Source organism: Candidatus Methylomirabilis limnetica (genome assembly GCF_003044035.1).
Lineage (GTDB): Bacteria > Methylomirabilota > Methylomirabilia > Methylomirabilales > Methylomirabilaceae > Methylomirabilis > Methylomirabilis limnetica.
This window is the reverse complement of the sequence record NZ_NVQC01000011.1, coordinates 1-25845: the sequence shown is the minus strand read 5'-3', so window position 1 is coordinate 25845 and position 25845 is coordinate 1. Positions and strand designations below refer to the sequence as shown.

Sequence of the window (25845 nt, the reverse complement as noted above, 5' to 3'; positions counted from 1 at the left end):
TTTATCAGCTCAGGTCGATAACTTTCCAGAACTTCAAGAAATAGTCGATGCCCGAGACGATGCTCAACGCAATCGCTCCCCACAGACAAAGAACCCCCAGGGAGGGAATGGCAATGAAACCCCACTCCGGTGGCCAGTCGAGGATCAGGAAGCTCACCGCCGCCACCTCTGTGAGCATCTTGTACTTTCCAAAGTCGCTTGCATGGATGATGACGCTCTGTGAGGCAGCGATCGTTCTGAGCCCGGTGATAGCCAGCTCACGGCCCACGATCAGAACGACCATCCATGCCGGCGCGCGCCCCACCTGCACCAGCGCGATGAGAGCAGTGGAGATGAGCAGCTTGTCGGCGATCGGATCAAGCAACTTGCCCAGCGTGGTCACCTGCCGGGTGTTGCGAGCAATCTGGCCATCCAGCCAGTCGGTCAGGACCGCAGCTAGAAAGATAGCGCCAGCAGTATAATTGGGGACCTTCTCCCCCACAACCAGGAAGACGATGATGAAGGGAACTAAGAAGATCCTGCCCAGCGTGATCTTGTTGGGCAGGTTCATGAGAGCTCTTCGCCCTTTAAAATCTCGCGCGAATTCCATCGACCCTTCTTGATCGCGTCTCCCGTGCTCAATCACTCTTCTCTTCCTGCGGAGCCGACAGGGTCAGCGCCATCGCCCCCTGGATGGCCTTCGCCTTTTCACTGCTCACTACCCGCTCCCATGTAGAGCATACGCGCCTACAGATACGGATACGACCTTATAGCGATACCGTAGCAAAGGCTTAAGGAGGCTGTCAAGGTCGATCCAATATAATATCAGCGACGAAAGGTCCAGTCCTCTGAGCCATAGCGTGTGGCGGCTAACTCTACGGATAGCCGGAACTCCTCTGGCCGAAGCTCACCTTCCACGAATTCGATCCCCATCTCCTCGGAAAATCCGTTTCTAATCGCCGTCTCTACCTCCAGACGATCAGGAAGCCACCCCAGCGCCTCCCGCAGTGAACCCACTGTCTCGAAAGCACCTGCGGCGGCGGCCCGATCGGATGGGCGTAGGAGATCAAGAATACCGGCAGGGTCGAAATCCAACAGAATGCTTCCCTGTTGAAGAAGTGCCGTGGGAAATCGCCGCTGCGCTGAGCCGATCACCTTTTTCCTGCCCACCAAGACCTCATCTTGCGAGATGGCTGGGAAGCAGAATGGGGACAGCGCTCCGTTAACCTGTCTCGGGCGGCTCCCAACCCGCACCTTCAGGCCCAGCGTTTCAAGACCCCGCAGCAGGCACACGTTTATCTGGTGGTAACTCTCTGCGATCGAGATCTTCGTCCAGGGTGGGCGCAGGGGAAGGATCAGGCTGTAGGTCAGATCTTGCTGGTGCAGTACGGCTCTACCGCCTGTAGGACGGCGCACCAGATGCACCGTGGATTTGCGACAGGCCGCAGGGTCGATGTCGCTACTCCGCTGAGAGTAACCGATGGAAAGTGTCGGAGCCTCCCATGCGTAAAAGCGTAGGGTCGCAACATCTCTACACAAGGTGGCGAGCGCTTCGTCAATCCCCATGTTGGTGGGACCACCAGAGCCACCCATCCTCAGAAGTCGGCCTGCTGCGGGCATCCCCATGCACCGATCGGCCCGATTTCGCCCCTTGAGATCCGAGTCGAGGCATCCTGCGTCGCCTACACGCTTACCCGTATCCCGGCACAGGATGAGTGCATGCTCAGGCCCTTTCGATGTCACGGTGTCTGACGTTGACCAGATAGCCGCACTCTCGCAAATGGCCGGCAAGCTGTTCCGCTAAAAAGACCGAACGGTGGTGGCCACCGGTACAGCCAAGTGCGATAGTCAGATAGGCGCGACCTTCCTCCTCGCAGAGAGGGGTCACAAAGTCAAGCAAATCCATCAGACGCTCAAGGTAAGGCTTGGCCGCTGAAGCTCGCATGATAAACTCGCCGATCTGTGAATCAAGGCCGGTCAGCGGCCGCAGGTCATCGATAAAATGAGGGCTGGGTAGGAATCGAGTATCAAAGACCAGATCGGCGTCAAACGGCAGTCCATGTTTATAGCCAAAAGAGACCAGGGAGAGGCTGATCTTGGCTGTGGGCCGCTCCACCACGAATGCCTGAGAGAGGAACCGTTTCAGGTCATGAATAGTCAGGGTACTCGTCTCGATAATGAGATCCGCCTCGTCCAGAAGGCGAGTCAGTATCTGTCGCTCCGCCACGATCCCGGCCAGAGCCGACTTTCCAGCCGCGAGAGGGTGCGGGCGTCGGCTCTCGCTAAAGCGCCGCACAAGCACCTCATTACTTGCGTCCAGGAATACGATCTTGACGGCATGCCCTTCAGCCCGAAGTATCCCCAGGATGTCGAACAGCGGATCAACGAACTCGCCCCCCCGAACGTCGATAACAAGGGCAACCCGTTCAATGGCATGGTCTGATTGCGTGCAGAGCCGAACGAAGGTGGGGATTAAGGGTGTCGGCAGGTTATCGATACAAAAAAAGCCGATATCTTCCAAGCACTTGTTCGCCTGACTCTTACCGGCCCCGGACATACCGGTGATAATCACAAGCTCAGTCGGCTTCACCGCATTGCGCCCTTCATATTCGCTATACGACGAATCCTCACGCCTAACCTCTCACGCCTGACGATAGCATCTACGGGCGCTTAGCTATCAGCGAACATATTCGTGAAACGTGAATCGTAAGGCGTGAAACGAACTTCTCCTCACGCCTAACCCCTCACGCCTGACGATAGCATCTACGGGCGCTTAATTCGTGGGTTCGATCAAGCCGTAATCCCCATCACGCCTTCGATAGAGGACGTTGACCTCCTGCGTCTGGGCATTTCGGAACACAAAGAAATTGTGGCTTAACAGGTCCATATGGACGGCGGCCTCATCAGGAGAGAGCGGTTTGATGGCGAAGCTTTTGGTCTTAACGATGCTGGGACCATCCTCCATAAAGGACTCAGCCTCCGTAGCCGCCAGCTCTTCCCTGGACCGCAACCGGCTTATGCCTCGACCGGAGTGATCCACAACCTTCTCCTTGTAGCGAAGGATCTGGCGTTCAACCTTGTCAGCCACAAGGTCGATGGCGGAATACAGATCAGCGCTCGATTCTTCTCCACGGATAGTATGGTCTCGTACGTGGAGCGTAACCTCCGCGATCTGTCGATGCTTCTCGACTGAGAGGACGATATGGACTGAGGTAATCTGATCCACGAACTTCTGCAGGCGAGCGATCTTCTCCTCTGCGTAACGTTTGAGTGCTTCGGTGTTCTCGAGATTGCGAGTAGTAATGGTAATCTGCATCAGTTGACTCCTCGACAAAGAATGAGATGCCTCTGTACCGAATTACACGTAGCGACGTTGATTGGATGAGGGGATCTTGAGCTGACCACGATACTTGGCCACGGTTCGACGGGCGATCTCGACCCCGTGCACTCTCGCCAGCATCTCCACGATCTTCTGATCGCTCAGCGGCTTGCGCGAGTCTTCTTTCGTCAAGTATCGGTGAACCATGTCTTTTACCTTACGAGAAGAGACGGCTTCACCAACGGTTGATGGAACACCACAGTGGAAAAAGTATTTCAGCCCGAACAGTCCCTGCGGGGTCTGGACATACTTACTCGTAGTCACTCGACTGACGGTGGACTCATGCATCGAGATGTCATCGGCCACTTCGCGAAGCGTCAGGGGCTTGAGGCGGGAGATCCCGTGCTCGAAGAAATCCCTCTGATATTTCACCAGACTTTCGGCTACTTTTACAAGCGTCCGTTTCCGCTGTTCAATGCTCCGGATAAACCACAGGGCGGAGCGCATCTTCTCTTCGACGTAACCCCGAGCCTCGCGTGAAGTGGGCGCTTGCTTGGACATGATCTCCCGGTAATATCGACTGACTCGAAGGCGTGGGAGACCGTCTTCATTCAGCGTTACCACCAATTGTCCATCAAGCTTGAGAATATACACATCGGCCGTAATGTATTGAGGCTCCTCACTGCTGTAGTTCTTTCCTGGTTTGGGTTCCAAGGAGGCAATAAGCGCTACCGCCCCTTGCACCTCTCGGAGCGAGACCCCAAGCGCAGCCGTAATTTTCCCGAATCGGTGGCGCTCCACGTCATGGAGGTGGCCGCTGACAATGGCCTCTGCTACCGCATGCTCCTCCGGTCGCATCCGAAGCTGCACGAGCAGGCATTCCTGAAGATCGCGCGCGCCCACCCCGGCAGGATCGAAACCCTGGATAACTCGAAGGGCCGATTCCATCGCCTCCAAGGAAACGCCGGCCAGCGACGCCAGCCCATCGATGCTGCTGCGAAGGTATCCGTTGTCGTCTAACTCTCCGATGATGAGGCCGCCCAGCCTGACAAGATCCTGATCAATGACGGTCAGGTGAAGCTGAAAGAGCAGATGGTCTTGGAGGGTACCCGGCTTGGTAAGTAAGCTCTCGCGCTCGAAGCGATCCACCGACTCGTATTGGATAGATGGACGATAGTCTGCGCCGTCCTGAAGATAACTCTCCCAATCGATTTCTTCGGTCTGCCCTTCCCCATTGCGCTCGGCCGTCGGCTCCTCAGCAACGGACTTCAACGCTGATAGATCGTCCAGTTCCTCCGTTTCCTCTATCATCTCTTCCAGGACCGGATTCGCCTCCACCTCCTGCCGTACAGCCTGAAGCATCTCCATCCGCGATAGCTGCAAGAGGTTGATCGCCTGCTGGAGCATCGGCGTCATGACCATCTTCTGCATCTGTCGCAGACTGAGCTTCGCTTCAAACGCCATAGCGTTCACCCTTACAGACTAAACCGTTCGCCCAGGTAGATCTCCCTGGCCCGCTCGTCGGATGCTAGCTCGTTGGCGGTGCCGGAGACCAATACCTTGCCTTCGTGGATCAGATACGCGCGATCTACGATCTTCAATGTCTCACGCACATTGTGATCGGTGATCAAGACCCCAACTCCCTTCACTTTGAGCCTGGCAATGATGGCCTGGATATCGGCTATCGCAATAGGGTCAATTCCCGCAAACGGCTCATCCAGCAGTATGAAATCTGGGGAAGTTACCAGGGATCGGGTGATCTCCGCTCGACGACGTTCGCCGCCTGATAGCGTGTAGGCCTTACTTTTGGCAAGGTGGGTGAGATCCAACTCCTGAAGGAGGCTGTCGAGCCGTTGCCGTCGCTCTTCTTCTGACAGGTCCAGGATCTCGAGGATAGCCATCACGTTCTGTTCCACTGTCAGTTTGCGAAAGATCGAGGGCTCCTGCGGGAGAAACCCTAAGCCCTTGCGGGCCCGTTTGTACACGGGAAGATCAGTGACATCTTCCCCATTCAACATGACCCGGCCACGATCCGGCTTCAGCAATCCAAGGACCATGTAGAAGGTCGTCGTCTTCCCGGCGCCATTGGGCCCAAGCAGGCCCACAACCTCCCCGGCTTCGAGACCGATACTGATACCATCCACGACCGTTCGACCCTTGAACGCCTTGACGAGGTTGTCTGCCCGAAGGGTCCGCTCCATCCCGACTCAGGAACCCCCCTTCGGCGCTGTCGGTTTGTCAGCCTTGGCAGGCTCCGCCGACTTCGGCTGCTCCGCCCCCTCAGACTTGGGGTAGAGAATCGCCGTCACGCGTTTTGAGGGACCACCTTCAGCGATTGCCCTATCCTCCTTCAAGAAAATGGTAATCTTCGTTCCGGTGATCAGGTCGTTATCTTGCCAGACCCTGGGATCTCCCGTAAGGACTGCCATGTCTTCATCGCGAAATAACTCGAGCTGGTCGCCAGTAGCCTTTTTCGCCCCGTTGGTGATCCTGACATTGCCGGTAGCTACCCCCTTTTCGATTCGTTCCATCTTCTCATCGAAGAGGAACTCCATCTTGTCAGAGAGGACGACCAGATCCTTATCCTTGTCATCAGCCATCACGTTCCCTGTGTAGATCGCAGAATGGAGCTTCCGATTCACCTCCAAGCGGTCAGAGGTAATCGTAATTGGGCTCTTTCCTTTCTGCCGTTCCTGGGCACGCCCGGAACCAACCGGCAAGACGAGATTCACTATCACAATGACTGTGGCAACCCAACTGCGGCGATTCATCGAGTTCCTCCGCTTCGCGAGCTAGAAGGGGCCTTAGTCGCCAGCTCGGCACCCCCGGGAATCATATGCGACCTCACACGACTCAAGAATCTCGCACGTTCAAGATCGGCATCTGCCTCCAGTCCCACTCCACTACTCGTCAGCCCGCCCCTTATCAACGTAACAGGCGACCGAGTGGACAACCGACGAGCCTTGGCCAACCAGTCCAAGGACTGGGTTTGCAGGCTATTGCCCTGCTCCGAGATCGCCGTAACGTTATGCTCCATATGGATATCTTTCGTCCGGGTGTTCAGCGTGGCGCTATCCGCTCGGACCGTTAGTTTGCCTTCCTCAGAATAGATCACGATAGTTACCGGATTGGAGATCTTCATCACCTTCGCAACGTCTTGCTTCTGAAAGACCTCACCGCGGTCGCCCCAAACCTCCCAGAGCGTCTTGCCGGCCTTCGTTTCCACTAAATGGAACCTGGTGATCTTGACGTCTGCCGTCGAACCGGGTTGTCCCTCCCCAAATGCCAGGGACGCACCGCTGCCCAGCCCAAACGCACAAGTTGCGGCCATCGCTACCGCAACTATCCCCGCTAACCATACATGCCTGATTACTCGCATTCCTGCCTTCCTATACCATAAAGTGGAGATGATGTAAAGAACTGTGAAACGGTCTTGTCTTCGCTTGGAGATAATTCCGACAAGCAAGAAGATGAACCTCGCCATCGCACCAGTAAGACCGTTTATCAGACTCTGAGTGGGTAACTACTCAGGTAGATAGACTGTAGGCTTTTAGACTATAGGAACGCGCACAGATGAGCCAGGCGTTTTCTGAATGCGACGTGAACATGCATGATGGAGGCCGAAAAGGTTCTGGGCGCCTTGATTCGGTCCATACGTAACGACTAACAGCCTTCAGCCTACAGCCTAAACACCTGGGTATTTACCTGAGTGGATGCCTAAAGCGACAAGCAGTACTACTTGTGACGCAATCGGTGTAGACGGCTATGTAATAACCATAGCACATCTCCGGTCAGAAAGAGGAATTCACCAACGTAGGATATTCGTAATGGGGAGGGGAGCACTGAGAAGGCCTGTCACGCAGAAGGGAGATTCTTGGCCTCCCCAGCGAGGAGAGAACCCGCTACATAGATAGACGGATGAAATTAAAGAAGCCCCTCACATAAAAGATGCTATAGCGGGAGTCACCAACAAGGGTAAGAGAAAACAGCAAGCACCGTCGGCATCCTTTACGGATCAACCATTCCTTTCTCACGTATCCTGATGCACAATTTCTAACTCCCCCGTCGCAACTTCACACGCTTTCGTTTCGATCATTCACCTCTGATAGCTAAAAATTAAGATAAGATGTAAGAATAATGCCGGCTGGGGGGGGGATTAGCCCCCCAGCAGTGGGCGACGATTGCTGACCTTTACAGCAATCGATCAACTCTTCCCTGGTGATCGTTCCCCGGCCCGCCCAGTAACGAATCGTTTCTTTTTCGGCTCTGCGGGATCGATTTTGGCCACCAAGGCCTTGCAGCGTTACTATTTCTTCTTAGCTGCCTTCTTTGGTGCTGCCTTTGCTGCCTTTGGTGCTGCCTTCTTCTTCGCTGCCATTGAGTTTCTCACCCCCTTCCATGGTTAGGGACTCACACACCGCCAAACGGGGCTAGCAACCCCTCCCCGACTTTTTTGCCGTCTTTGGTGCTGCTTTCTTCGGTGCTGCTTTCTTTACTGCTGCTTTTGGTGCAGGCTTTTTCGCCGCCATTCAGTCTCTCACCTCCCTTCAGCGCAATCGGTCCATTCCCAGCTTCGCTACAGGAACGCTAACTGCGGATTTTTCTCACGGGCGAGATCCACAAGCCTTTCAATGAGGGACTGTGCATCTTTCAGCGCCCCCTCGACCTCATACCGTGGGATCGGGGTCTGGGGTTCCTCCATAAAGTCCTGCCGTTTGCGACGCATCCGGTCGAAAACATTGACCAGAGGTCGCCCCTCTTCACCCAGCAGCTCCCCCACTAACACGATAACCGTTCTGGCCTGGTCACGACCCCTTGGTCGCCACCCTTCAGCGGCCACCAACGCCTTAGCGGCCCCCAGCATTCCCTGGTAGGCGATGGTATATGCCCATTCCTTGTCGATGCTCACGTTGGCCTTGGCCGTCGACAGATCTTTCATAGCCCTTGTCAGCAATGTCAAGACCTGCCGGAAGTCAGGTCTGATCTCCTCAACCAAGCCGCGCTCCCGAAGCTCCTCATAAGCCATCGTCCGTTCCGATCAGGATCACCCTTCGGCCCTTGAGGACTTCAACGAGGAACGGGTCATCCTCCGTCTTTCTCCGCTGATATTCTGCCTCATCGAACACCAGGTAGTTAATCTCGCGATTTAACCGGCTCTCCAGCCCCCTGATGGTATCGTTAAGATCGTTCAAATCAACCCGTCCAATAACCATCAGCCGAATGGGGCCAAGGCCCTCTTCGGCCTCGTGCTGCTCTACCCCATAAACCATAGCCGTCTGGATCCCTTTAATTTTTCGGAGTCCTTCTCGGAGGCTCGCATGAATGCCGGTGGTCTTGGCGACGATCCCCTTGATATCGGTGTAAATGGGCGACGCCTTATTTACCCGGTAGTACCGAAGATTCCCGACCTTTTCGCTAGCCAACAAACCAGCCCTCTCTAGATTGTCCAGCTCCCGCTTGACCCCGGAGATATCCCGTCCAAGGTGTCGCGCCAGCTCTCTGACATAAAAGCGCTTATCCAACCTAGTGAAAAGAAATGTGAGAAGACTCACCCGTGTTTCTGATGAAAATAACCGGATCAACAACTGTGCACCTCATCGTTGTTGATATATTTACAACGACTGTTCTGCCTGTGTCAACAACAATCGTACAAAAAGTCAAACTTTTTTCATAACGAAATCGTTGGCTACAAGAGAGACAGCGCCTGGTTCTAAGAATGATTGTGGATACTTGCGAACCGCACTGTCCCTCTTCGCCGAAAGGGAGTGATAAAATGAGGAAAGGCCTTGGCTAGATTTTAGGCAGCGTGATGTCTTGCTGGGCCTGGTATTTCCCTTTCTTGTCCGCATACGACACGAGGCACGTCTCATCGCTCTCGAAAAAGATCACTTGGGCGATCCCTTCGTTGGCATAGATCTTGGCGGGTAACGGTGTGGTATTGCTGATTTCGAGGGTCGCAAACCCCTCCCACTCCGGCTCGAACGGGGTGACATTCACGATGACACCACAACGCGCATACGTCGATTTCCCCAAACAAATTGTCAGTACATTCCGAGGAATCCTGAAATGCTCGACGGTTTTGGCGAGGGCAAAGGAGTTAGGCGGGACGATGCAGACATCGCCCTTGAAATCGACAAACGACCGCTCGTCGAAGTTCTTTGGGTCTACGATGGTCGTGTTGACATTAGTAAAGATTTTAAACTCGTTCGCCACTCGGATATCGTACCCATACGACGAGAGACCATAGGAGATTACCCCGCTTCGGACCTGCTCAGCCTCGAATGGAACAATCATTTGCTGTTCAACCGCTATCCGCTTGATCCACTTATCTGATTTGATCGACATCTAACGTCCTCCTGCGAGACATCAAGTCTCCACTTTTACGAATCACGTAAGATTGAGCGGATATCCGCCATGCGATCTAGCACTCGCTAAACCCGCAAGAGTAGCACTTCTGGCAACCTTCTTCGTAGACGAGGGTTGCCGAGCCACAGTCAGGGCACATGTCGCCTACTTTCTGGGTCGCCTTGCCAAGAGCCGCCCGCATCTCTTGAACACCGGGCTCGGTCAGACCGATATGCTCGGACAGGACCTGGGCGATGGCATCCGGTAACGACCGAACCCGACCCTTACCGAAGCCCATCGGCCGACCGCCGCCGATGCCGGAGAGTTGGCTCACGATCTGCTCGACCCGCTCCCTGGGAGACATCGGTGACGGCAGCCTGAGGATCATAGAGATAAGTCGGCCGATTGCCTCGGACACCGCAGAGGTATCGCTCCCGGCCTTCCCGACGCTGGCGAAGACCTCAAACGGCTCACCTTCGCCGTTCTGGTTGACGGTGACGAAGGCGGTTCCGAGCGGCGTCTCCGCCCTGTACGTGACGCCCTTCACGGTCCGCGGTCTCGGCTTGACCTTGAGCGCTGCCTCTCGGCCCATCTTCATAACGATTGGGATCGCTTGCGGCGCCTCCCGCTGTGCCACTACTTCAATATCGCCCAAGGCAGGCCCTTCAGCATCGCTCAGGGCAGGCTTGGCGCCGGTGCCGAGATGCAAGACCTGGGTGCCCTTACAGCCATCGCGGAAGACCGTAATCCCGAGACATCCAAGCTCATACGCCATCATATAGGCCTTGGCGATCTCATCCGGCGTCGCTGAGTGGGACAGGTTGATCGTCTTGGAGACGCCATTATCGGTCTGCTTCTGAAAGGCTGATTGCATCTTGACGTGCCAGGCGGGATCGATCTCGTGGGCCGTCACGAAGACTCGCTGAACGTCCTCCGGTACGCCTTCAAGACCGCGAACGGTCCCCTGTTCGGCCACCCGCCGCATCAGCTCTTCGCTGTAGAAGCCCCGTCGCTTCGCAACATCCTCGAAGATCGGGTTCACGAAGGTCAGGTGCCGGTCTCCTACAATGTGGCTGAACGCGACAGCGAAGATCGGTTCGATCCCGGAAGAGCAACCGACGATGATGCTGATCGTTCCGGTAGGCGCAATGGTTGTGACGGTGGAGTTACGAAGGGGTTTCTTGCCCTTGTAAATGCTCCGTGACCAGCGAGGAAACGGCCCTCTCGCCTCTGCCAGCTTCTCAGAGGCATCATGGCCAATTTGCTGAATGAAGCCCATGATCTCATCACCCAGCGTGACCGCCTCGGCGCTGTCGTATGGAAGGCCAAGCTCAAGCAGCAGGTCGGCCCAGCCCATGACGCCGAGGCCGATACGCCGGTTGCTTCGGACCTCCTCGATAATATCCTGGAGCGGATAGGGATTCACGTCGATCACGTCGTCCAGGAAGCGGACTGCCGTCCGTACCACCTGCTCTAGTCCAGCCCAATCGATTCGCTCCGTCACCCTGGCATCCACCGGAATCGAGGGGAGGTAAAATCTGGCTAGATTGACCGAGCCCAGATTGCACGCGTCATTGGGACCAAGCGGCTGCTCGCCGCAATTATGGGCGTAGAGGCCGTTGGCATCGAAGGCGTGAACCCCAGGGACCTGCGCGTCGTAGACATCTTCCATTCCCGCGTCGGTAACAGAAACCACTCGGACCGTAAATCGCTCTCGGTTTACCATGCGCCGGTAAGCTGAGCACAACGTTCGTAGCCTGAGGGCCTTGTTACTGTCGGAGAAGCCAACGCGCTCGGCAAAGCGCAGGAGGTTATCCCCGGAGATGACAAGCTCGTGCTGTTCGGCCGTGGCGTACCCTCGCAGGCCTCCTCGCTGGTCGGGGAGCATGCGAACCTGTGACGGACGGCGGCCCTCATACAGCGTGGAAACGATGCCCAGGCGCAACAACATGCGCTGGGTGGCCAGCAACCGTTCTCGGTCACTTTGGGACAAGCGGACGCTGACTCCCTTTTCCTGCGATCCCTGGACGGACCCATCGGCATCAAACAGACCTCGAAGGAATCCCCGATAGAATGCAGAAGAGGCTTGCTCCAGTGTAGGGGTAATATCCTTCCGGCCAGGCGCCATTCCCAGTTCTCCCGCTAGATTCCTCAGATAGGCCAGCGACAGGCGGAACTCGGTTCGACCCGAAACTGGCAGCCACCCCTTGAAATCCGACCGATGAGGAAGGGCTTGGGCATAATTCCATGCAGCCTGCATCACGGCCGAGGCTCCTGACTCACCAATCTCGGACGGTCCATTTGCGACGGCGACGACTTCTGGACACCACACCGAGAGAACCGCCTTGTCGTTCTTCAGAGTACCGTCCCCAACTAACAGACCAACGAGATACCCCTCGCCTTCCGTATAAGCCCCCGCCCATCCCGTCAGCTCCCGGTGATCATGGAGGAGTACTCGATCACCAGGGCGGAGTTGCCCAGCTTCGGTCCATTCCGCCTCAGACACATAGCGGGTCAGCCTAGTAACCCTCCGGACCTGATGGTCTGCCGTAAGGCGCAACGAATAGCCCTCAACCGTCCGAAGGCATACCAAGGGACGTGTACCAGTTTTGAAAAAACCATCCAGTCCGCTCGCATGTCCGGCTCCATCCACGATAGCGCGGAACGGCTTGCCAAGCAGATCCAGGACCTGGCGTGGACCGACGTCGGTCATAATCCACGTATCCCCTGGCACACATGGGTTCGTGGCCTCGATCAGCTCATCCTGCTGGACCGGATTGGCCGAACTTGTGTTAATGCGATCGATGAAGACCATCCCTGGATCTCCGGTCCGCCAGGCCGCCTGGACGATCCGTTGAAAGACCTCGCGAGCCTGAAGGTGGCCAGTGACGGACTTGGTGTGAGGATCGACCAACTCGTAGGCCTCGTCCTTCGCCAGGGCATCCATGAACGTTTCGGTGGCCGCCACGGAGATATTGAAGTTAGTGATCCCGCCGTCCAGCTTACAGTCGATGAACTCCAGGATGTCAGGGTGATCCACCTTGAGAATACCCATGTTGGCGCCACGCCTGGCCCCACCCTGCTTGACTGCCTCGGTGGCGGCATTAAAGACCCGAAGGAAGCTGATGGGACCGCTCGCCTTACCGCCGGTTGACTTCACCAGCGTATCCTTCGGCCTGAGGCGCGAGAAGGCAAAGCCGGTCCCGCCACCCGACTGGTGGATAATCGCCGCTCTTTTGACCGCCTCGAAGATCCCTTCCATGGAGTCTTCAACGGGAAGCACAAAACAGGCCGAATACTGCATCCCGTTCTCTTTGCCGGCATTCATCATCGTGGGAGAGTTAGGAAGGAACTTCCCTTCAACCATCACATCGTAAAACGATTCCGCGACTTGGCGAGCTTCCGTCTCACTTCTGCCCCACTGTTCTTCGGCCTTGGCGATGGCCACCGCCACCCGCCAACACATCTCCTCGGGCGTCTCTCTGACACCGGTCTCATCCTTCATCAGGTAACGCTCTTTGAGAACGCGGAGGGCCGACTCACTCCACTGTCCGGTCTTCGCCGGTCGCGATCCAGCCGCCTGGGTCATCTCTGCCCCCTGTTCAATCCCGTGGAACGTTGACTCGCTCGCCTTGCCAAACATTGTGTCCTCCTCTACCTGGGATGATTGTGACAACTCGGACGTAACTACAAAGTGATTAGGCTGAAGGCTGAAGGCTGTTAGTCGTTGCGCGCGGATCGAATCAAGGCGCCCAAAACCTTTTCGGTCTCCATCATTCCATTGAGGGTTGATACCCCCGCGGGTTGCCGCAAGTTCGTCATACCGGCGGAAGCCGGTACCCAGAGGGCCCGACTGGATTCCCCCGTATCACACAAGTACGGGGCAGGCCCCGTATCAAGTACGGGGCAGGCGTGTCAAGCACGGAATGACGGGCCAGAACAGAAGACGATACCCCGCAGCTTGCTGTGGGGTAGTTCATTGTCGCGTCGCATTTGGAAAACGCCTGGCTCATCTGTGCGCGTTCCTCCAGTCTAACAACCTTCAGTCTTCAGTCTATCTACCTAAGAAGTTACCACGCGCAAATAAGCCATCTATCTCGGCGTATCAGAAAGGTACCACTTTCCAATGCACTACCATATCTTGTATAGAGACGTCTTAATTACCTCGACATATGGTGCTTGTCAAGAACAAAATGCGCTATCGAGGGAGGAATTATTTCGTCGGATGGTAGGGAGGCCACAATAAAGCGATTGCCGATTGCCGGGTAGCGTGGGCCGTGTAGATTATTTTCAGGACCCGTCCAGAGGAGAAGATGGCACGTCCGAGTCTGAGGATGTAGAGTTCCGTACAAAAGACTTGCTATCACGTGTAGCGGTGCTAGAATTCCGAGTGAAAGGAGGTCAGCTATGGAAAATATTATGGCTATTGCGACGCAGCCGGACAACATCCCGATCATCGGGATGCTCGTCCTGATCTTAGTCTGTCTCGGGACAGCGATGAAACAAGCATTCCGCCATGACCGCTTGATCAAAAAGGGCCAGAAAGATCGAATCTACGAAGAGATGTACAGGTAGGATCTTCCTGTCTGTTCGCCTGATCTCCTGGGTGGTCCTTGAAGAGCAAGAGGCATGTTCGTTTTAGTTACGATTGCGATCCTGCTCGGCCTGGGCCTGATCTTCTTGCTCAATCGCTCTTCGCCGCCGGTAGCCGCCGAAAAGGCCTTCTACCAACCGAGGGACGTCGAGCAGCAGCGACTGGAACGGCTGACGCCCGAGCAGTTCGAACGCCTCTGTTTCCTCCTCCTGGAGCAGATGGGTCTGTCCATCACGGGCTGCCATCGTAACACACATGGGGAGATCGACATCACCGCCGTCAATCCCCAACCGATTATCGGCGGCAGCTATATCGTCCGTTGTGTCCTGATCCCGCCTGAGGTGCCGATCAACTCCACCCAGATCATTGCCCTAGGCGATACGGTACGTGCTGAAAGGGCATCTAAGGGCATCTTTATCACAACCGGCTTCTTCTCCGAAGAGGTTCGGAAGCTCACCGAGGGGCCACCCATCGAGCTCCTCAACGGCCAGCGCCTTCGACAGCTCCTAGAGGACCATAGAATTTCGTTGGCCTAAACCCGATCGAGGTTGCTGCGAATCGCGGGCAGCCATCCTGCATCACGAACCGCTTCCTTACCCTGTCCCGCACCTCTCAATGAAACGCCGAATAAGGCGCCCCCCTGCTCCACTTTATAGATTTGGCACCGTCGGAAGCTATTTCGGACAAGCGGCAGACTATGGTATCCTCTGTAGCAGCAGGGGCAGGATTCACGTCCGTCCCTGCGCTGGGTAAAGGTCGGAACAGGCGTGGTAATCTGCCATTGCGCAAGAGGAGGGGTAGATGCTTCGGGAGTTTAAAGAGTTCGCGATGCGCGGGAACGTCATCGATATGGCCATCGGGATCTTGATCGGCGCCGCCTTCGGCAAAATTATCAGTTCATTTGTCAATGATATCCTCATGCCCCCCATCGGCCTGTTGGTCGGCAAGGTCGACTTCTCCAGCCTGTTCATCGATCTCTCCGGTACTGCCCACCCCACGCTCGCCGCAGCCAAGGCTGCAGGTGCAGCCACCATCAATTACGGGGTGTTTCTCAACACCGTGTTGGATTTTCTGATCGTGGCCTTTGCCATCTTCCTCCTGATCAGGCAGATCAACCGCATGACACGGAAGCCCGAAGCGGCGCCGGTCGCACCGAGCACAAAGGCGTGCCCCCATTGCTTGTCCAGTATCCACCTGGAGGCCACACGCTGCGCGTATTGCACCTCTGTGATCTGAAGTGGGCGTCATGGTCTCAATCTGTTCAGCCGGGGAGCCGCTGCAATAATTCGCGTACAGGAGGTTGGCGATGCAAAAGAGATTCTGGAAGGGATGTGCAACGCTCATCCTGTGCCTCCCGATGCTCATCCTTGCCGGTCAACAACCGGCAGCCGCGCAGGAGCATAATGCCCCGGCTCCAGGGTGGTGGCCCTTCAGTAAGCCCTTCAAAGGGTTGGAAATGGGGCAGCAGGGTGGGCTTGATGATGGGAGGATCGGCTCAGGCCTGAAAGAAGCGCTACGGATCGGGACGCAGAACGCCGTCGCACTGACGGGGAAGCCTAATGGGTACTTTGACAACCCGGCGATCAGGATCCTGATGCCGCAACAACTTCAGACACTGGAAACGACGATGCGGGCGGTAGGGTATGGTCCGCAGATGGATGCGTTTATGTTGAGCATGAATCGGGCTGCTGAGCGAGCAGCCCCAGCCGCCACACAGATCTTTACCGATGCCCTCTCAGCGATGACCTTCGAGGATGTCCGCACAATCCTCACTGGAAACGACACAGCAGCTACGGACTATTTCAAGGCAAAGACCTCGAACCGTCTAGTTGCAGCCTTCCGGCCGGTCGTTGAACAGGCGATGAACGAGGTCGGTGCCGTCCGCCAATACAAGGAACTGGTTACGCTGTATCAATCTATCCCCTTCGTGAAGAGCGCAACACTTGACATCGATCAGCATGTCGTCTCCAAGGGCCTCGACGGCCTGTTCCATGTATTGGGGGAGGAGGAACGCAAGATCAGGACCGATCCGACGGCCCGCGTGACCGATCTTCTGAAAGAGGTCTTCTCCAGATGACCGGGATAGAGGTCTACTAATGGTAACTACTCAGGCGTTTAGGCTGAAGTAGATCGATCATTACGTAACGCTCGGATCAAGCTATTCAAGACCTTTTCCGGAGTTTTGCATGATCACGCATTATTTGTCCCTAAATACCTTCAGCCTTCAGCCTATCTACCTGAGCAGTTACTACTAATGCACACGAGGATTACATCGATGGTCCACGACACACAGCGGAGGTTCGCACCATGACGATGCCGCCGGTAGCACTCATGATCGACCTCTTGATCCGTTACGGGTTTCAGGTTCTAGGGGCCATTATTCTCCTGGCGGCTGGTCTACTCGGAGCGCGATGGATCGGGAACGTCGTTAGCACATGGACCTTGCGTCAGCATATTGAGCCTCCAGTCAGAACACTGCTCGTCCGCCTTGTCCGGGTGGTAGTCGTTCTCCTCACGGTCGTGGTGGTGCTTGGCAACCTGGGAATCCAGATGTCACCCTTTCTCGCCGGCATCGGCGTGTTCGGGCTCGGCATAGGACTGGCGCTCCAGGGCGTTCTGAGCAACGTCGTTGCGGGCCTGACTATCATCTTTACAAAACCGTATCGTGTCGGCGAGTACATCGATCTGGCTGGGGAGCAGGGTGAGGTCCATATGATCGATCTTTTCTCGACGACGCTCGTTCATCCGGACATGTCGAAGATCGTCATTCCGAACCGCAAGATCGTTGGAGAGATCCTGCACAATTATGGGACCATGCGACAACTGAACTTAAAGGTAGGCGTCGCGTACGGTACGGACCTGAACGATACGATGGGTCTCGTGCGACAAGTGCTTGAGGGCAGCGCATACGTACTGAAAGAGCCGATCCCTTTAGTGGGTATCAGTATGCTCGGTGATTCGGCCATCGTCATCTCGATCCGTCCGTGGGTCAAGGTCGACGATTACGAGACTGCCCAGGCGGAGCTTTACCAAACAATTGTGGAGCGATTTCAGGACGGTCGCATCGGCATCCCGCTTCCGCAGCGGGAGGTGCGTCTGCTGTCCGGATCATGAGACCCTCGGTGGTATCGTTGTTGGGCCGACTGATGCCCATGCAGCGTCTGAGGAAACTGCTCATCTGGTCCGGCGCGGTCTTTGTGGCCGTGGCCCTCTTCGCATTTCTTGGCCTCCCCCCACTTATGCGATCGTTTCTGATGCGAACACTCTCGGATACGCTCCACCGCGAGGTGACGATCCAACAGATCAAGATCAATCCGCTCACGCTCTCACTGACCGTCAGAGGTGTCATGGTCAAGGACCGCGAGGCGCCCGATACGTTCGTATCGTTTGATCAACTCTTCATTAATCTCCAAAGTGTTTCCGCGCTCCGCTGGGCTGTAATTCTAAAGGATGTGCGCATAGATCGACCCTACATCCGGATCGTCCGTCATCAGGACGGCTCCTACAACTTCTCCGATCTCCTGGGGGCGGGCGACTCGGGTCAGGGTGGCGGAGCAGCCCCCCGCAAGTTTTCATTCAATAATATTCGGATCGTGGACGGCAGCATGGACCTCCTCGATCAGCCAAGGCAGACCAATCATACCGTCAGGGACCTGAACATCGCCCTCCCGTTTCTCTCGAATTACCCATACCATATCGATACATCGGTTGCGCCCAGGGTGTCGGCAATGATCAACGACAGCCGGTATATCCTTGAAGGCAAGACAAAACCGTTTGCCTCCTCCCTGGAGACCACTTTCGACATCGATGTCACCGATCTCGATATTCCTTACTATCTCACCTATATGCCGGTTAAGACCAACTTTACGATCCGTTCGGGGAAGATGTCCCTCAAAGCGAAACTGTTATTTATTCAACACCCACAACCCGCGCTGACGGTAGAAGGCCGCATCGCCTTGCGCCAGCTTGCCGTCAGCGACGCACAGGATCGACCGCTTCTGGCGCTTCCCCTTTTAGACGTCGTGCTCGCGCCTACGGAACCTCTTGCCAGGCTGTTTCATGTGGCATCCGTAACGCTGGAATCACCAGAACTGTTTATCAGGCGCGATCCGTCCGGGGTAACCAACATTCAGACCCTCTTTCCCGCGAATCCGGATACGCGCACCGATGTCAAGGCTCAAGATACTACAGCCACCTCTGCTGTAGTGGACATCGATACGTTTCAACTGAGTAAGGGGATGCTCTCCTTTTCGGATACGGCTACGGCGATCTCAATAAAAGCTGAGAAGAATGCTGAAGATCATACGCCTGCCGAGCCGGCCAACCTCGTCGCCCAGGAAATCAGCGTGAGGGCCGATAACCTTACGACCAGAAAAGATCGCCAGGGTACGACCGTCGTCTCTTTCCGTCTGAATAAGGGGGGAACGGCCACGGTCAAGGGCCCGGTCGGTATTGCCCCGCTGTCCGCGCAATTGGCCGTGAGCCTCAAGGCGATCGATCTCCGCCCGTTTCAACCCTATTTCACCGATCGGGTCAAGATCCACGTCACGAGAGGCACCGTATCAACCGACGGCAATCTCTCGTTAAACCACCAGGAAGGATCCGGCCTGCAGGCTGCCTACAAGGGCAATCTGTCCGCAGTGCAGTTCGGATCGGTTGATAAGGCTCACGCACAGGATTTTCTGACCTGGCAATCCCTTGCGTTCGGCGACCTCGATGTAGGCTATAATCCGACGTACGTCCATATCGCTAAGGTTGCGCTGACCGACTTCTACGCCCGTCTGATCGTTCATCCGGACGGCTCGGTCAATCTTGCACAAATCATGGAAAAGGGGACAGTCGAGGAAAAACCGACTTCTCCAGATACGTCGCCGACCGCCCCGCAGCCCACCCCCAGCGAGACATCCGGCAAGGCCGGTACTGATGTTCAAATCCGGACGGTCACGCTTCAGGGGGGACACATCAGCTTTTCAGACGCATCACTCAAGCCGGCCTATTCCGTCGACCTGACAGAGATCGGTGGAAGGGTGACCGGACTGTCGTCCGGTGAAGCCACACTCGCGGATGTTGAGCTCAGGGGTAAGGTCAACCAGTTTGCCCCCCTCGAGATCGTGGGCAAGATCAACCCGCTGCGCGACGACCTCTTTGTAGACCTGAAAGCCGGGTTCAAGGACATGGACCTGAGCTCCGCGACCCCCTACTCGGGAAAATACGTTGGCTACACGGTCGAGAAGGGCAAGCTCTCCTTCGATCTGAATTATCAGATTGCCAACCGGAAGCTAGATTCCAAAAATAATCTGTTCCTGGATCAGTTTACCCTGGGAGAGAAGGTAGAAAGCCCCACTGCAACAAATCTGCCTGTCAGATTGGCCATCGCCCTCCTCAAGGACAGAAATGGAGAGATCCGTCTGGATCTCCCGGTGACCGGCAGCCTTGATGACCCTGAATTCAGAGTCTGGAAGGTTGTCCTACAGATCCTCGTCAACCTTCTCTCAAAGGCAGCGACGGCCCCATTTGCCCTACTCGGAGCGCTTATCGGGGGTGGGGAGGAACTGGGGTATCTCGAGTACGAGCCAGGGAGCGCTACTGTGGCCGATACAAACGCGAAAAAGATCGAGATGCTGGTTAAGGCGCTGTATGAGCGGCCCTCGCTAAAGCTCGAGATCGAAGGCCATGTTGATGTTGAGAAGGACAGAGAGGGGCTACGGCAGCGTGAGTTCATGAGGAAGCTGAAGGTCCAGAAATTCAATCAGCGCCTCAAACAAGGACAGGCGTCGATCCCGGTCGCTGAATTGAACCTTGAACCAGCGGAGTACGAGCCATTCCTGAGGCTAGCCTACAAGGCGGAAACGTTTCCCAAGCCACGCAACCTCGTGGGGTTTGCGAAGGACCTTCCGGTCCCCGAAATGGAAAAGCTGATGCTGACACACACCCAGGTTAATGATGATGGCCTGCGGCTGCTGGCCTCTCAACGTGCCATGAAGGTCAAGGATGCCATCCTACGATCGGGCGAGGTTGAGCAGGGGCGACTGTTCATCATTGAGCCCAAGTCATTGGCGCCCGAGAAACGCAACACGCTGAAGGATAGCCGCGTTGATTTCACAATCCGCTAGAGTAGTGCGTCTAACGCTTCTTTACATTCATCGTTCGCCCTGAGCGTGTCGAAGGGTGAACGGGGGTTTGCGGGATAGACTCGAGAATTAACGTTGACACTATTTGAGGTGAATGTTAGAAACGCTTTTGGTTCTTCTTTCGCTGTGTGCCTATCACAACGTAGTGACTCTGATTGGGGCGGATGAGGTATGTTCCTGAGCTGGCTTCCTGAGAATATCTCAACCTATGGGGGAGAGATTGACTCTCTCTTCTGGCTGATCTATTACATCACGCTGGCATGGTTCATTGTGACCATTGGGGCCATGCTCGGCTTCGTTCTACTCTTCCGCCAGCGCGAGGGACGGCGTGCCACCTACATCACGGGCGAGAAGTTTTCGCAGGTTGCGTGGATTCTTATCCCGACCGCGCTCGTCCTCGTGCTCGATTTGTGGCTCGATTTTCGATCAGGCGATGCATGGGCAAAGGCCAGGATTAACGTGCCGCCAAGCGAGCTTCAGGTGCAGGTGACTGGAAAGCAGTTTAACTGGGAGATCCTCTATCCAGGGCCGGATGGCCAGTTCGGGACGGCGGATGATCTTCAGATGGACAATGAGCTGCACGTTGCAGTGAACAAGGTCGTCGGTATCACCCTCAAGTCAAAGGATGTCATTCACAGTCTGTTCCTACCCAACCTGCGACTACAGCAGAACGCTGTACCAGGACGTGAGTTTCCCGCCTGGTTCCAGGCCACCAAGACCGGCGTGTTCGAGATCCCCTGCGCAGAACTCTGCGGATTCGGTCACTCCGGGATGATCGGACATTTGACCGTCCACACTGCTGAGGAATACGACAAGTGGGTGAAAGAACAGTGGCCTTCCGTAATGGCAGAAGCACTGCCACGCAAAGCTCTCTCAAGGAAATAGACCAACCATGAGCCATCCCCCAGGAGTAGCCCCCATTCCCTCGGCCGTTATCCACGCCGCACATGGGGAGCTCGGCTTTTGGCGTACGTATATCTTCACAACCGATCACAAAACGATCGCCAAGCAGTATCTCTCCCTCGGCCTCTTTATGGCCTTTGTGGGGGGCTACCTGGCCTATGTGATGCGATGGCAGCTTGCCTTTCCCGACACGTCAATCCCTGGATTCGGCTTTGTGGGGCCGGAGACGTACAACGCTCTCGTCACCAATCACGGCACGATCATGGTGTTCTTTGTGGCAATGCCGATCTTGCTGGGGGCATTTGGAAACTTTCTGATCCCGCTTATGATCGGGGCCAGGGATATGGCCTTCCCGCGGCTCAACATGCTCTCCTTTTGGATCCTCGCGGTCTCTGCTCTTCTGATCTTAACATCATTCTTCGTTCCCGCTGGTGGGGCCTCCGCCGGTTGGACCGGCTATGCGCCGCTGAGCGCAAGGGCAGAATATACCGGTGTGAACTGGGGGATAAACCTCTGGCTTATCGCTCACGCCCTTGAGTTCAGCTCTTTCCTAATCGGCGGCGTCAATTTTCTCACCACCGCGATCACTATGCGGGCACCGGGGATGACCTTTTTCCGTCTTCCGATCATTATTTGGCAGCTACTCACCGCTTCCGTCATTTTCTTGCTCTCTGTGGGACCGCTGATCGCGGCAGCCGTAATGCTCTTGATGGATCGGCTCCTGGGAACCAGCTTCTTTGTACCCGAAGGGGGTGGCGACCCCCTGCTCTGGGAGCATCTCTTCTGGTTCTTCGGCCATCCTGAGGTCTACGTCATCCTGTTGCCAGGGCTTGGGGCGGTGATAGAGGTCCTGGCTGTCTTCTCGAGGAAACCAATCTTTGGCTATCGGTGGATTATCTACTCGACCCTCATCACGGGGGTCCTCAGCTTTATCGTCTGGGCGCATCACATGTTCATCAGCGGCATGGATCCCCGGCTCGTCATGCCGTTTAGTATTGCCACCATCCTGATCTCTGTACCACTTGCGCTCATTTTGTTCTCGATGATTTTTACCCTATGGAAAGGCTCGATCCGCCTTGCGCCCCCGATGCTCTGGGCCTTGGGCTTTATCGCCATGTTCATTCTCGGAGGACTCACCGGCATCGTAAACGGCTCGGCGCCGGCCAACATCCAGATTCACGGTACCCACTTCGTCGTGGCCCACTTCCACTACACCCTGTTGAGCGTCGTCATATTTGGCGGTTTTACCGGCCTCTACTTCTGGTTTCCAAAGATGTTCGGTCGGATGATGAATGAACCCATGGGAAAACTACACTTTCTGCTCACCTTCCTGTTCTTTAATCTCACCTTCTTCCCGATGCATGCCGTCGGCCTCGCCGGGATGCCGCGTCGTATCGCCAACCCGCTCCAGTACGAGTTCCTGAAAGCGGTTCAACCGCTTAACATCCAGATTACGATAAGTGCGATTGGGCTCATCATCGCCCAGATTCCATTCCTGATCAACTTTGCCTGGAGTATCGTGGCCGGCAGAAAGGCGGAGCGCAACCCCTGGGAGGCAGCAACACTCGAGTGGACAGCCCTCTCTCCGCCGCCTCATGACAACTGGGGAGAAGCGACCCCAACCGTTTACCGCGGCCCGTATGAGTACAGCCCTCCCGGCATTCGTGAAGATTATCTTCCGCAGGATCGTGCCCCGGTGTCGGGAGCTGCCCAGGACGGGCGATAATGCGTATGGCGGTCGTATCCGAACAGTTCACCCCCGCGCTTCGAGGCAAGATCGCCATCTGGTTCGTGATCGCCTCTGAGGTGATGATTTTTGGAACCGCCGTAGGCAGTTATATCCTGGCTCGGGCGGCCAGCCCGGGATGGTCGGCAGAAGCCGCCCATCTAAGCACCTCCCTGGCGACGATCAACACCTTTGTCCTGCTTACCAGCAGCATGACCATGGCGATGGCCTTTGACGCCTACCAAAAGGCGGATCAGCGTGGGGCGCAAAGGTTTCTGCTGCTTACCACCCTGCTCGGGCTGACGTTCCTCGGAATTAAATCCTATGAGTACACCTCCCACATCATGGAGGGCGCCGTACCGTGGAGCGGTTCCTTCTGGTCCTTCTACTACGCGCTGACGGGACTGCACATGCTACACGTCATTGCCGGGGCTATTGTGAACTTCATCCTGTTTCTTGCGGCAGGGAGGGGGTTGAGCACCGGCTATCGCATCGAGATTGCGGGGCTGTACTGGCACTTTGTTGACATCGTCTGGATCTTCCTCTTCCCGCTTCTCTACCTTTCGTACTGAAATGGTAACTACAAGGTAGATAGACTGAAGGCTGAAGGCTGAAGGCTGTTAGGGGTAATCGTGTTCTGATCACACAAAACTTCGGGCATTTGAGTTGGCTGATGAAGTAGCAATGTTGGTTTATCTGGTTGAACCAAAAGTCATATAAACCGAGAAGGTCTTGAACGGCTTGATTCGTGTCTTGCGAGATAATTCAGAGCCTTCAGCCTTCAGTCTAAACACCTGAGTAGTTACCAAATGTATTATGGGTCTTCCGCAAATTGTGTGGGCGACTATAACTCGTCAACGCGTCATCCGGATCGTAGGGGCGCTGCTTGCTGCGCCCTTCTCGGGATTACGCAATGCCCGGGCAGGGCAAGCCCTGCCCCTACAAGGCCGAGGCCATTCACTATAATGTCTAGCCTTGCTGCACATACCGCTGAGGAGCGGCGACGCTCTTGCCTGAAGGAGGGCCCAAGTGACTCCTGAACGGGTTCATCCCAACTATGTGACCATCTGGGTGTGGCTGCTCGTGTTAATGGTCGCCGGGGTCCTCGCAACCCGTTTGCCATTGGGAAAGTCGGCTATCAATAATCTGATCTTTGCCATTGCAGCGGTAAAAGCCGTACTGGTCGCACTAAACTACATGCACTTGAGATCTGAGAGTTGGCTGATCTACGCCCTGGCGATCGTTCCAGTACTGCTTGTCGTTGCCCTGACTTTAGTTCTTTTTCCAGACATCGTCTTTCACCATTAAGCATATCTCTTGGTGCGGCGTGAGGAGTCTTCATAGCTATGGCTAAAGGCGCGGATGTCATCATCATTGGCGGCGGGATTATCGGTGTAGCCTGCGCCTACGCCCTGACTCGAGCTCACGTGAAGCGTGTCGTCCTGATCGAACGTGGACAGCTCGGGCGGGAGGCATCGCGGGCTTCTGCAGGTATGCTGGCGCCTCAGGCGGAGGCGGAAGGACCTGGGCCCTTCTTCGACCTCTGCCTCGCCGCAAGGGATCGTTACCTGACGCTGGCCGATGAGCTTCGGGACGCCACCGGAGAGGATATTGAGTATTGCAAGTGGGGACTGCTGCACCTCCTCGATTCGACGGAACATGAGGCGGCGAATGGACGAGTGGTCTGGCAGCGGGCGGCTGGGCTGCGCGTGGAGGAGCTGTCCGGACGTGAGGTTCGCGCCATGGAGCCCATTCTGAATCCCAAGATAGGAGGCGCGCTCTTCTTTCCGGATGAGGCCCACATCCGACCCTGCACCGTAGTGTCCGGGCTGGCTGCGGGGGCGCGTGCCGGCGGCGCCGAGATCCTTGAGAACGTCGAGGCGATCGACTTCATTCTGGGTGAAGATCGCCTGCGGGGTGTCAATATTGGCGGCAAAACGATCCTGGCTGATACCATTGTGGCCTGCGCCGGCGCGTGGTCCGGCCGCCTCCTGGATCTCATCGGCCACAGACTTCCCATGGAGCCCGTGCGAGGCCAGATCGTTCGGGCTCGCTTCGAACGCCCTCCATTGACCCACCTCGTCTGGGGCCCACTGGGATATCTCGTTCCGCGACTAAACGGTGAGCTCCTTATAGGAACAACGGTAGAGCAAGCGGGATTCGCTTCGACCGCCACCCTTGCAGGCGTAGCGGAGCTGTGCGAGGCCGCCAAGGCGATGGTTCCAAGCCTGATGACCGCGCCTCTCGACAGGACATGGGCAGGACTGCGTCCCCGGCTACCGGATGGTCTGCCTGCCATCGGCCGCTTTGCGAATATTCCAAATCTGATCGTAGCCACTGGACACTACCGTAGCGGGATCCTGCTAGGACCACTGACGGGAGAGTTGGTCGCCGACCTGATTCTGGACAAAGAACCACCATTTCCCCTCCAAGCTTTCTCCCCAGATAGATTTGGGCCTTCCTGATTGAATCGTTAAAAACACCTGGTGTACACTCCATACGCATTTCGAATTGATCTGTGGAATCAACCGAAAGAATCCCGCATTCATCCCGACTAAAATCCGCCAGGCGTTTCGATCTTGGTGCGGATTTGTGGTTGAAATCTACACCGCGATGCCGAGGGTGACATCCCCGCTTGGAGGTGGAGAGTCCTTCTGATCAGCGGGAATAGGCTGACCGTTCCTGCAGTGTTTGCCATGTTCCGGATCGTTGGAAATTCCTTGCGGGTGTAAGACAAATTTATGGGTAATATTGACTTTTCCCTTTTTTTGGCCTATCATCTGATTGTTAATTGAGCAATCAGATAAGGAGGCCTTATGACAACACCACTTGAACAACTGGAAGAGCG

Annotated in this window: 25 protein-coding genes; 12 read left to right on the top strand and 13 right to left on the bottom strand. The window is 55.9% G+C overall.

Annotation, left to right across the window (positions count from 1 at the left end; translation table 11 throughout):
* Positions 1–4: 4 nt before the first annotated feature.
* The 8 genes from pgsA to lptC form a co-directional block, all read right to left on the bottom strand.
* Positions 5–589 carry a CDP-diacylglycerol--glycerol-3-phosphate 3-phosphatidyltransferase gene (pgsA, locus tag CLG94_RS02260; RefSeq protein WP_239993085.1) on the bottom strand — a complete coding sequence of 195 codons (585 nt, stop codon included), beginning with the start codon at positions 587–589 and terminating at the stop codon, positions 5–7.
* 215 nt (positions 590–804) lie between these two features.
* Positions 805–1722 carry a lipoate--protein ligase family protein gene (locus CLG94_RS02255; protein WP_133174601.1) on the bottom strand — a complete coding sequence of 306 codons (918 nt, stop codon included), beginning with the start codon at positions 1720–1722 and terminating at the stop codon, positions 805–807.
* Positions 1703–2569 carry an RNase adapter RapZ gene (gene rapZ / locus CLG94_RS02250; protein ID WP_107561278.1) on the bottom strand — a complete coding sequence of 289 codons (867 nt, stop codon included), beginning with the start codon at positions 2567–2569 and terminating at the stop codon, positions 1703–1705. Before rapZ ends, CLG94_RS02255 begins: the two co-directional genes overlap by 20 nt.
* A 183-nt stretch (positions 2570–2752) precedes the next feature.
* Positions 2753–3295, bottom strand: a complete 543-nt coding sequence (hpf, locus tag CLG94_RS02245; RefSeq protein ID WP_107561277.1) for a ribosome hibernation-promoting factor, HPF/YfiA family — start codon at positions 3293–3295, stop codon at positions 2753–2755.
* Between the two features lie 42 nt (positions 3296–3337).
* Positions 3338–4762 (bottom strand): RNA polymerase factor sigma-54, encoded by a 1425-nt coding sequence (gene rpoN, locus CLG94_RS02240; protein WP_107561276.1) that lies wholly within the window; start codon positions 4760–4762, stop codon positions 3338–3340.
* 11 nt (positions 4763–4773) lie between these two features.
* Complete coding sequence (lptB, locus tag CLG94_RS02235; RefSeq protein ID WP_107561275.1) at positions 4774–5499, bottom strand: LPS export ABC transporter ATP-binding protein; 726 nt, start codon at positions 5497–5499, stop codon at positions 4774–4776.
* A gap of 6 nt (positions 5500–5505) precedes the next feature.
* Positions 5506–6069 carry a lipopolysaccharide transport periplasmic protein LptA gene (gene lptA / locus CLG94_RS02230; RefSeq protein WP_107561274.1) on the bottom strand — a complete coding sequence of 188 codons (564 nt, stop codon included), beginning with the start codon at positions 6067–6069 and terminating at the stop codon, positions 5506–5508.
* Positions 6066–6677, bottom strand: a complete 612-nt coding sequence (gene lptC, locus CLG94_RS02225; RefSeq protein ID WP_107561318.1) for an LPS export ABC transporter periplasmic protein LptC — start codon at positions 6675–6677, stop codon at positions 6066–6068. The genes lptA and lptC overlap by 4 nt, the downstream gene beginning before the upstream one ends.
* Before the next feature lie 802 nt (positions 6678–7479).
* Here lptC and CLG94_RS02220 point away from each other — a divergent pair.
* Positions 7480–7704 carry a hypothetical protein gene (locus CLG94_RS02220; RefSeq protein ID WP_107561273.1) on the top strand — a complete coding sequence of 75 codons (225 nt, stop codon included), beginning with the start codon at positions 7480–7482 and terminating at the stop codon, positions 7702–7704.
* A gap of 170 nt (positions 7705–7874) precedes the next feature.
* On the opposite strand, the gene CLG94_RS02215 is transcribed toward CLG94_RS02220, so the two are convergent.
* The 4 genes from CLG94_RS02215 to CLG94_RS02200 form a co-directional block, all read right to left on the bottom strand.
* Positions 7875–8324, bottom strand: coding sequence for a HEPN domain-containing protein (locus tag CLG94_RS02215; RefSeq protein ID WP_018129911.1), 450 nt, complete (start codon positions 8322–8324; stop codon positions 7875–7877).
* Positions 8314–8883 (bottom strand): winged helix-turn-helix domain-containing protein, encoded by a 570-nt coding sequence (locus CLG94_RS02210; protein ID WP_107561272.1) that lies wholly within the window; start codon positions 8881–8883, stop codon positions 8314–8316. The genes CLG94_RS02215 and CLG94_RS02210 overlap by 11 nt, the downstream gene beginning before the upstream one ends.
* Positions 8884–9088: 205 nt before the next feature.
* A complete protein-coding gene (dcd, locus tag CLG94_RS02205; protein ID WP_107561271.1) occupies positions 9089–9643 on the bottom strand; it encodes a dCTP deaminase in 555 nt (184 codons plus the stop codon).
* A 76-nt stretch (positions 9644–9719) separates the two neighbouring features.
* Positions 9720–13286, bottom strand: coding sequence for a ribonucleotide reductase barrel domain-containing protein (locus CLG94_RS02200; RefSeq protein ID WP_107561270.1), 3567 nt, complete (start codon positions 13284–13286; stop codon positions 9720–9722).
* A 764-nt stretch (positions 13287–14050) separates the two neighbouring features.
* On the opposite strand from CLG94_RS02200, the gene CLG94_RS13380 reads away from it, so the two are divergent.
* From CLG94_RS13380 to thiO, 11 genes are all read left to right on the top strand, one after another.
* A complete protein-coding gene (locus CLG94_RS13380) occupies positions 14051–14218 on the top strand; it encodes a hypothetical protein (RefSeq protein WP_193450625.1) in 168 nt (55 codons plus the stop codon).
* Positions 14219–14272: 54 nt separating this feature from the next.
* Entirely contained in the window at positions 14273–14773 is a 501-nt protein-coding gene (locus CLG94_RS02195) for a restriction endonuclease (protein ID WP_107561269.1), read from the top strand.
* Between the two features lie 265 nt (positions 14774–15038).
* Positions 15039–15473: a large-conductance mechanosensitive channel protein MscL gene (gene mscL / locus CLG94_RS02190; RefSeq protein ID WP_107561268.1), complete on the top strand. Its 435-nt coding sequence runs from the start codon at positions 15039–15041 to the stop codon at positions 15471–15473.
* 70 nt (positions 15474–15543) lie between these two features.
* Positions 15544–16314 (top strand): DUF4197 domain-containing protein, encoded by a 771-nt coding sequence (locus CLG94_RS02185; protein WP_107561267.1) that lies wholly within the window; start codon positions 15544–15546, stop codon positions 16312–16314.
* Positions 16315–16544: 230 nt separating this feature from the next.
* The gene (locus CLG94_RS02180) at positions 16545–17351 is read left to right on the top strand and encodes a mechanosensitive ion channel family protein (protein ID WP_107561266.1); all 807 of its coding nucleotides are present in this window, start codon (positions 16545–16547) and stop codon (positions 17349–17351) included.
* A gap of 8 nt (positions 17352–17359) precedes the next feature.
* On the top strand, positions 17360–20350 hold the full coding sequence (locus CLG94_RS02175) for a DUF748 domain-containing protein (RefSeq protein WP_161953971.1): 2991 nt from the start codon (positions 17360–17362) through the stop codon (positions 20348–20350).
* A 189-nt stretch (positions 20351–20539) separates the two neighbouring features.
* The gene (locus tag CLG94_RS02170; RefSeq protein ID WP_107561264.1) at positions 20540–21253 is read left to right on the top strand and encodes a cytochrome c oxidase subunit II; all 714 of its coding nucleotides are present in this window, start codon (positions 20540–20542) and stop codon (positions 21251–21253) included.
* 7 nt (positions 21254–21260) lie between these two features.
* Positions 21261–22997, top strand: coding sequence for a cytochrome c oxidase subunit I (locus CLG94_RS02165; RefSeq protein WP_107561263.1), 1737 nt, complete (start codon positions 21261–21263; stop codon positions 22995–22997).
* The gene (locus tag CLG94_RS02160; RefSeq protein WP_107561262.1) at positions 22997–23569 is read left to right on the top strand and encodes a cytochrome c oxidase subunit 3; all 573 of its coding nucleotides are present in this window, start codon (positions 22997–22999) and stop codon (positions 23567–23569) included. The genes CLG94_RS02165 and CLG94_RS02160 overlap by 1 nt, the downstream gene beginning before the upstream one ends.
* A gap of 457 nt (positions 23570–24026) precedes the next feature.
* A complete protein-coding gene (locus CLG94_RS02155) occupies positions 24027–24305 on the top strand; it encodes a cytochrome C oxidase subunit IV family protein (protein WP_107561261.1) in 279 nt (92 codons plus the stop codon).
* Between the two features lie 38 nt (positions 24306–24343).
* Positions 24344–25462 (top strand): glycine oxidase ThiO, encoded by a 1119-nt coding sequence (thiO, locus tag CLG94_RS02150; protein ID WP_107561260.1) that lies wholly within the window; start codon positions 24344–24346, stop codon positions 25460–25462.
* A 138-nt stretch (positions 25463–25600) separates the two neighbouring features.
* Here thiO and CLG94_RS13475 read toward each other — a convergent pair.
* Positions 25601–25845, bottom strand: a 245-nt coding sequence (locus CLG94_RS13475; RefSeq protein WP_204593528.1) for a hypothetical protein, incomplete at its 5' end; no start/stop codon positions are given.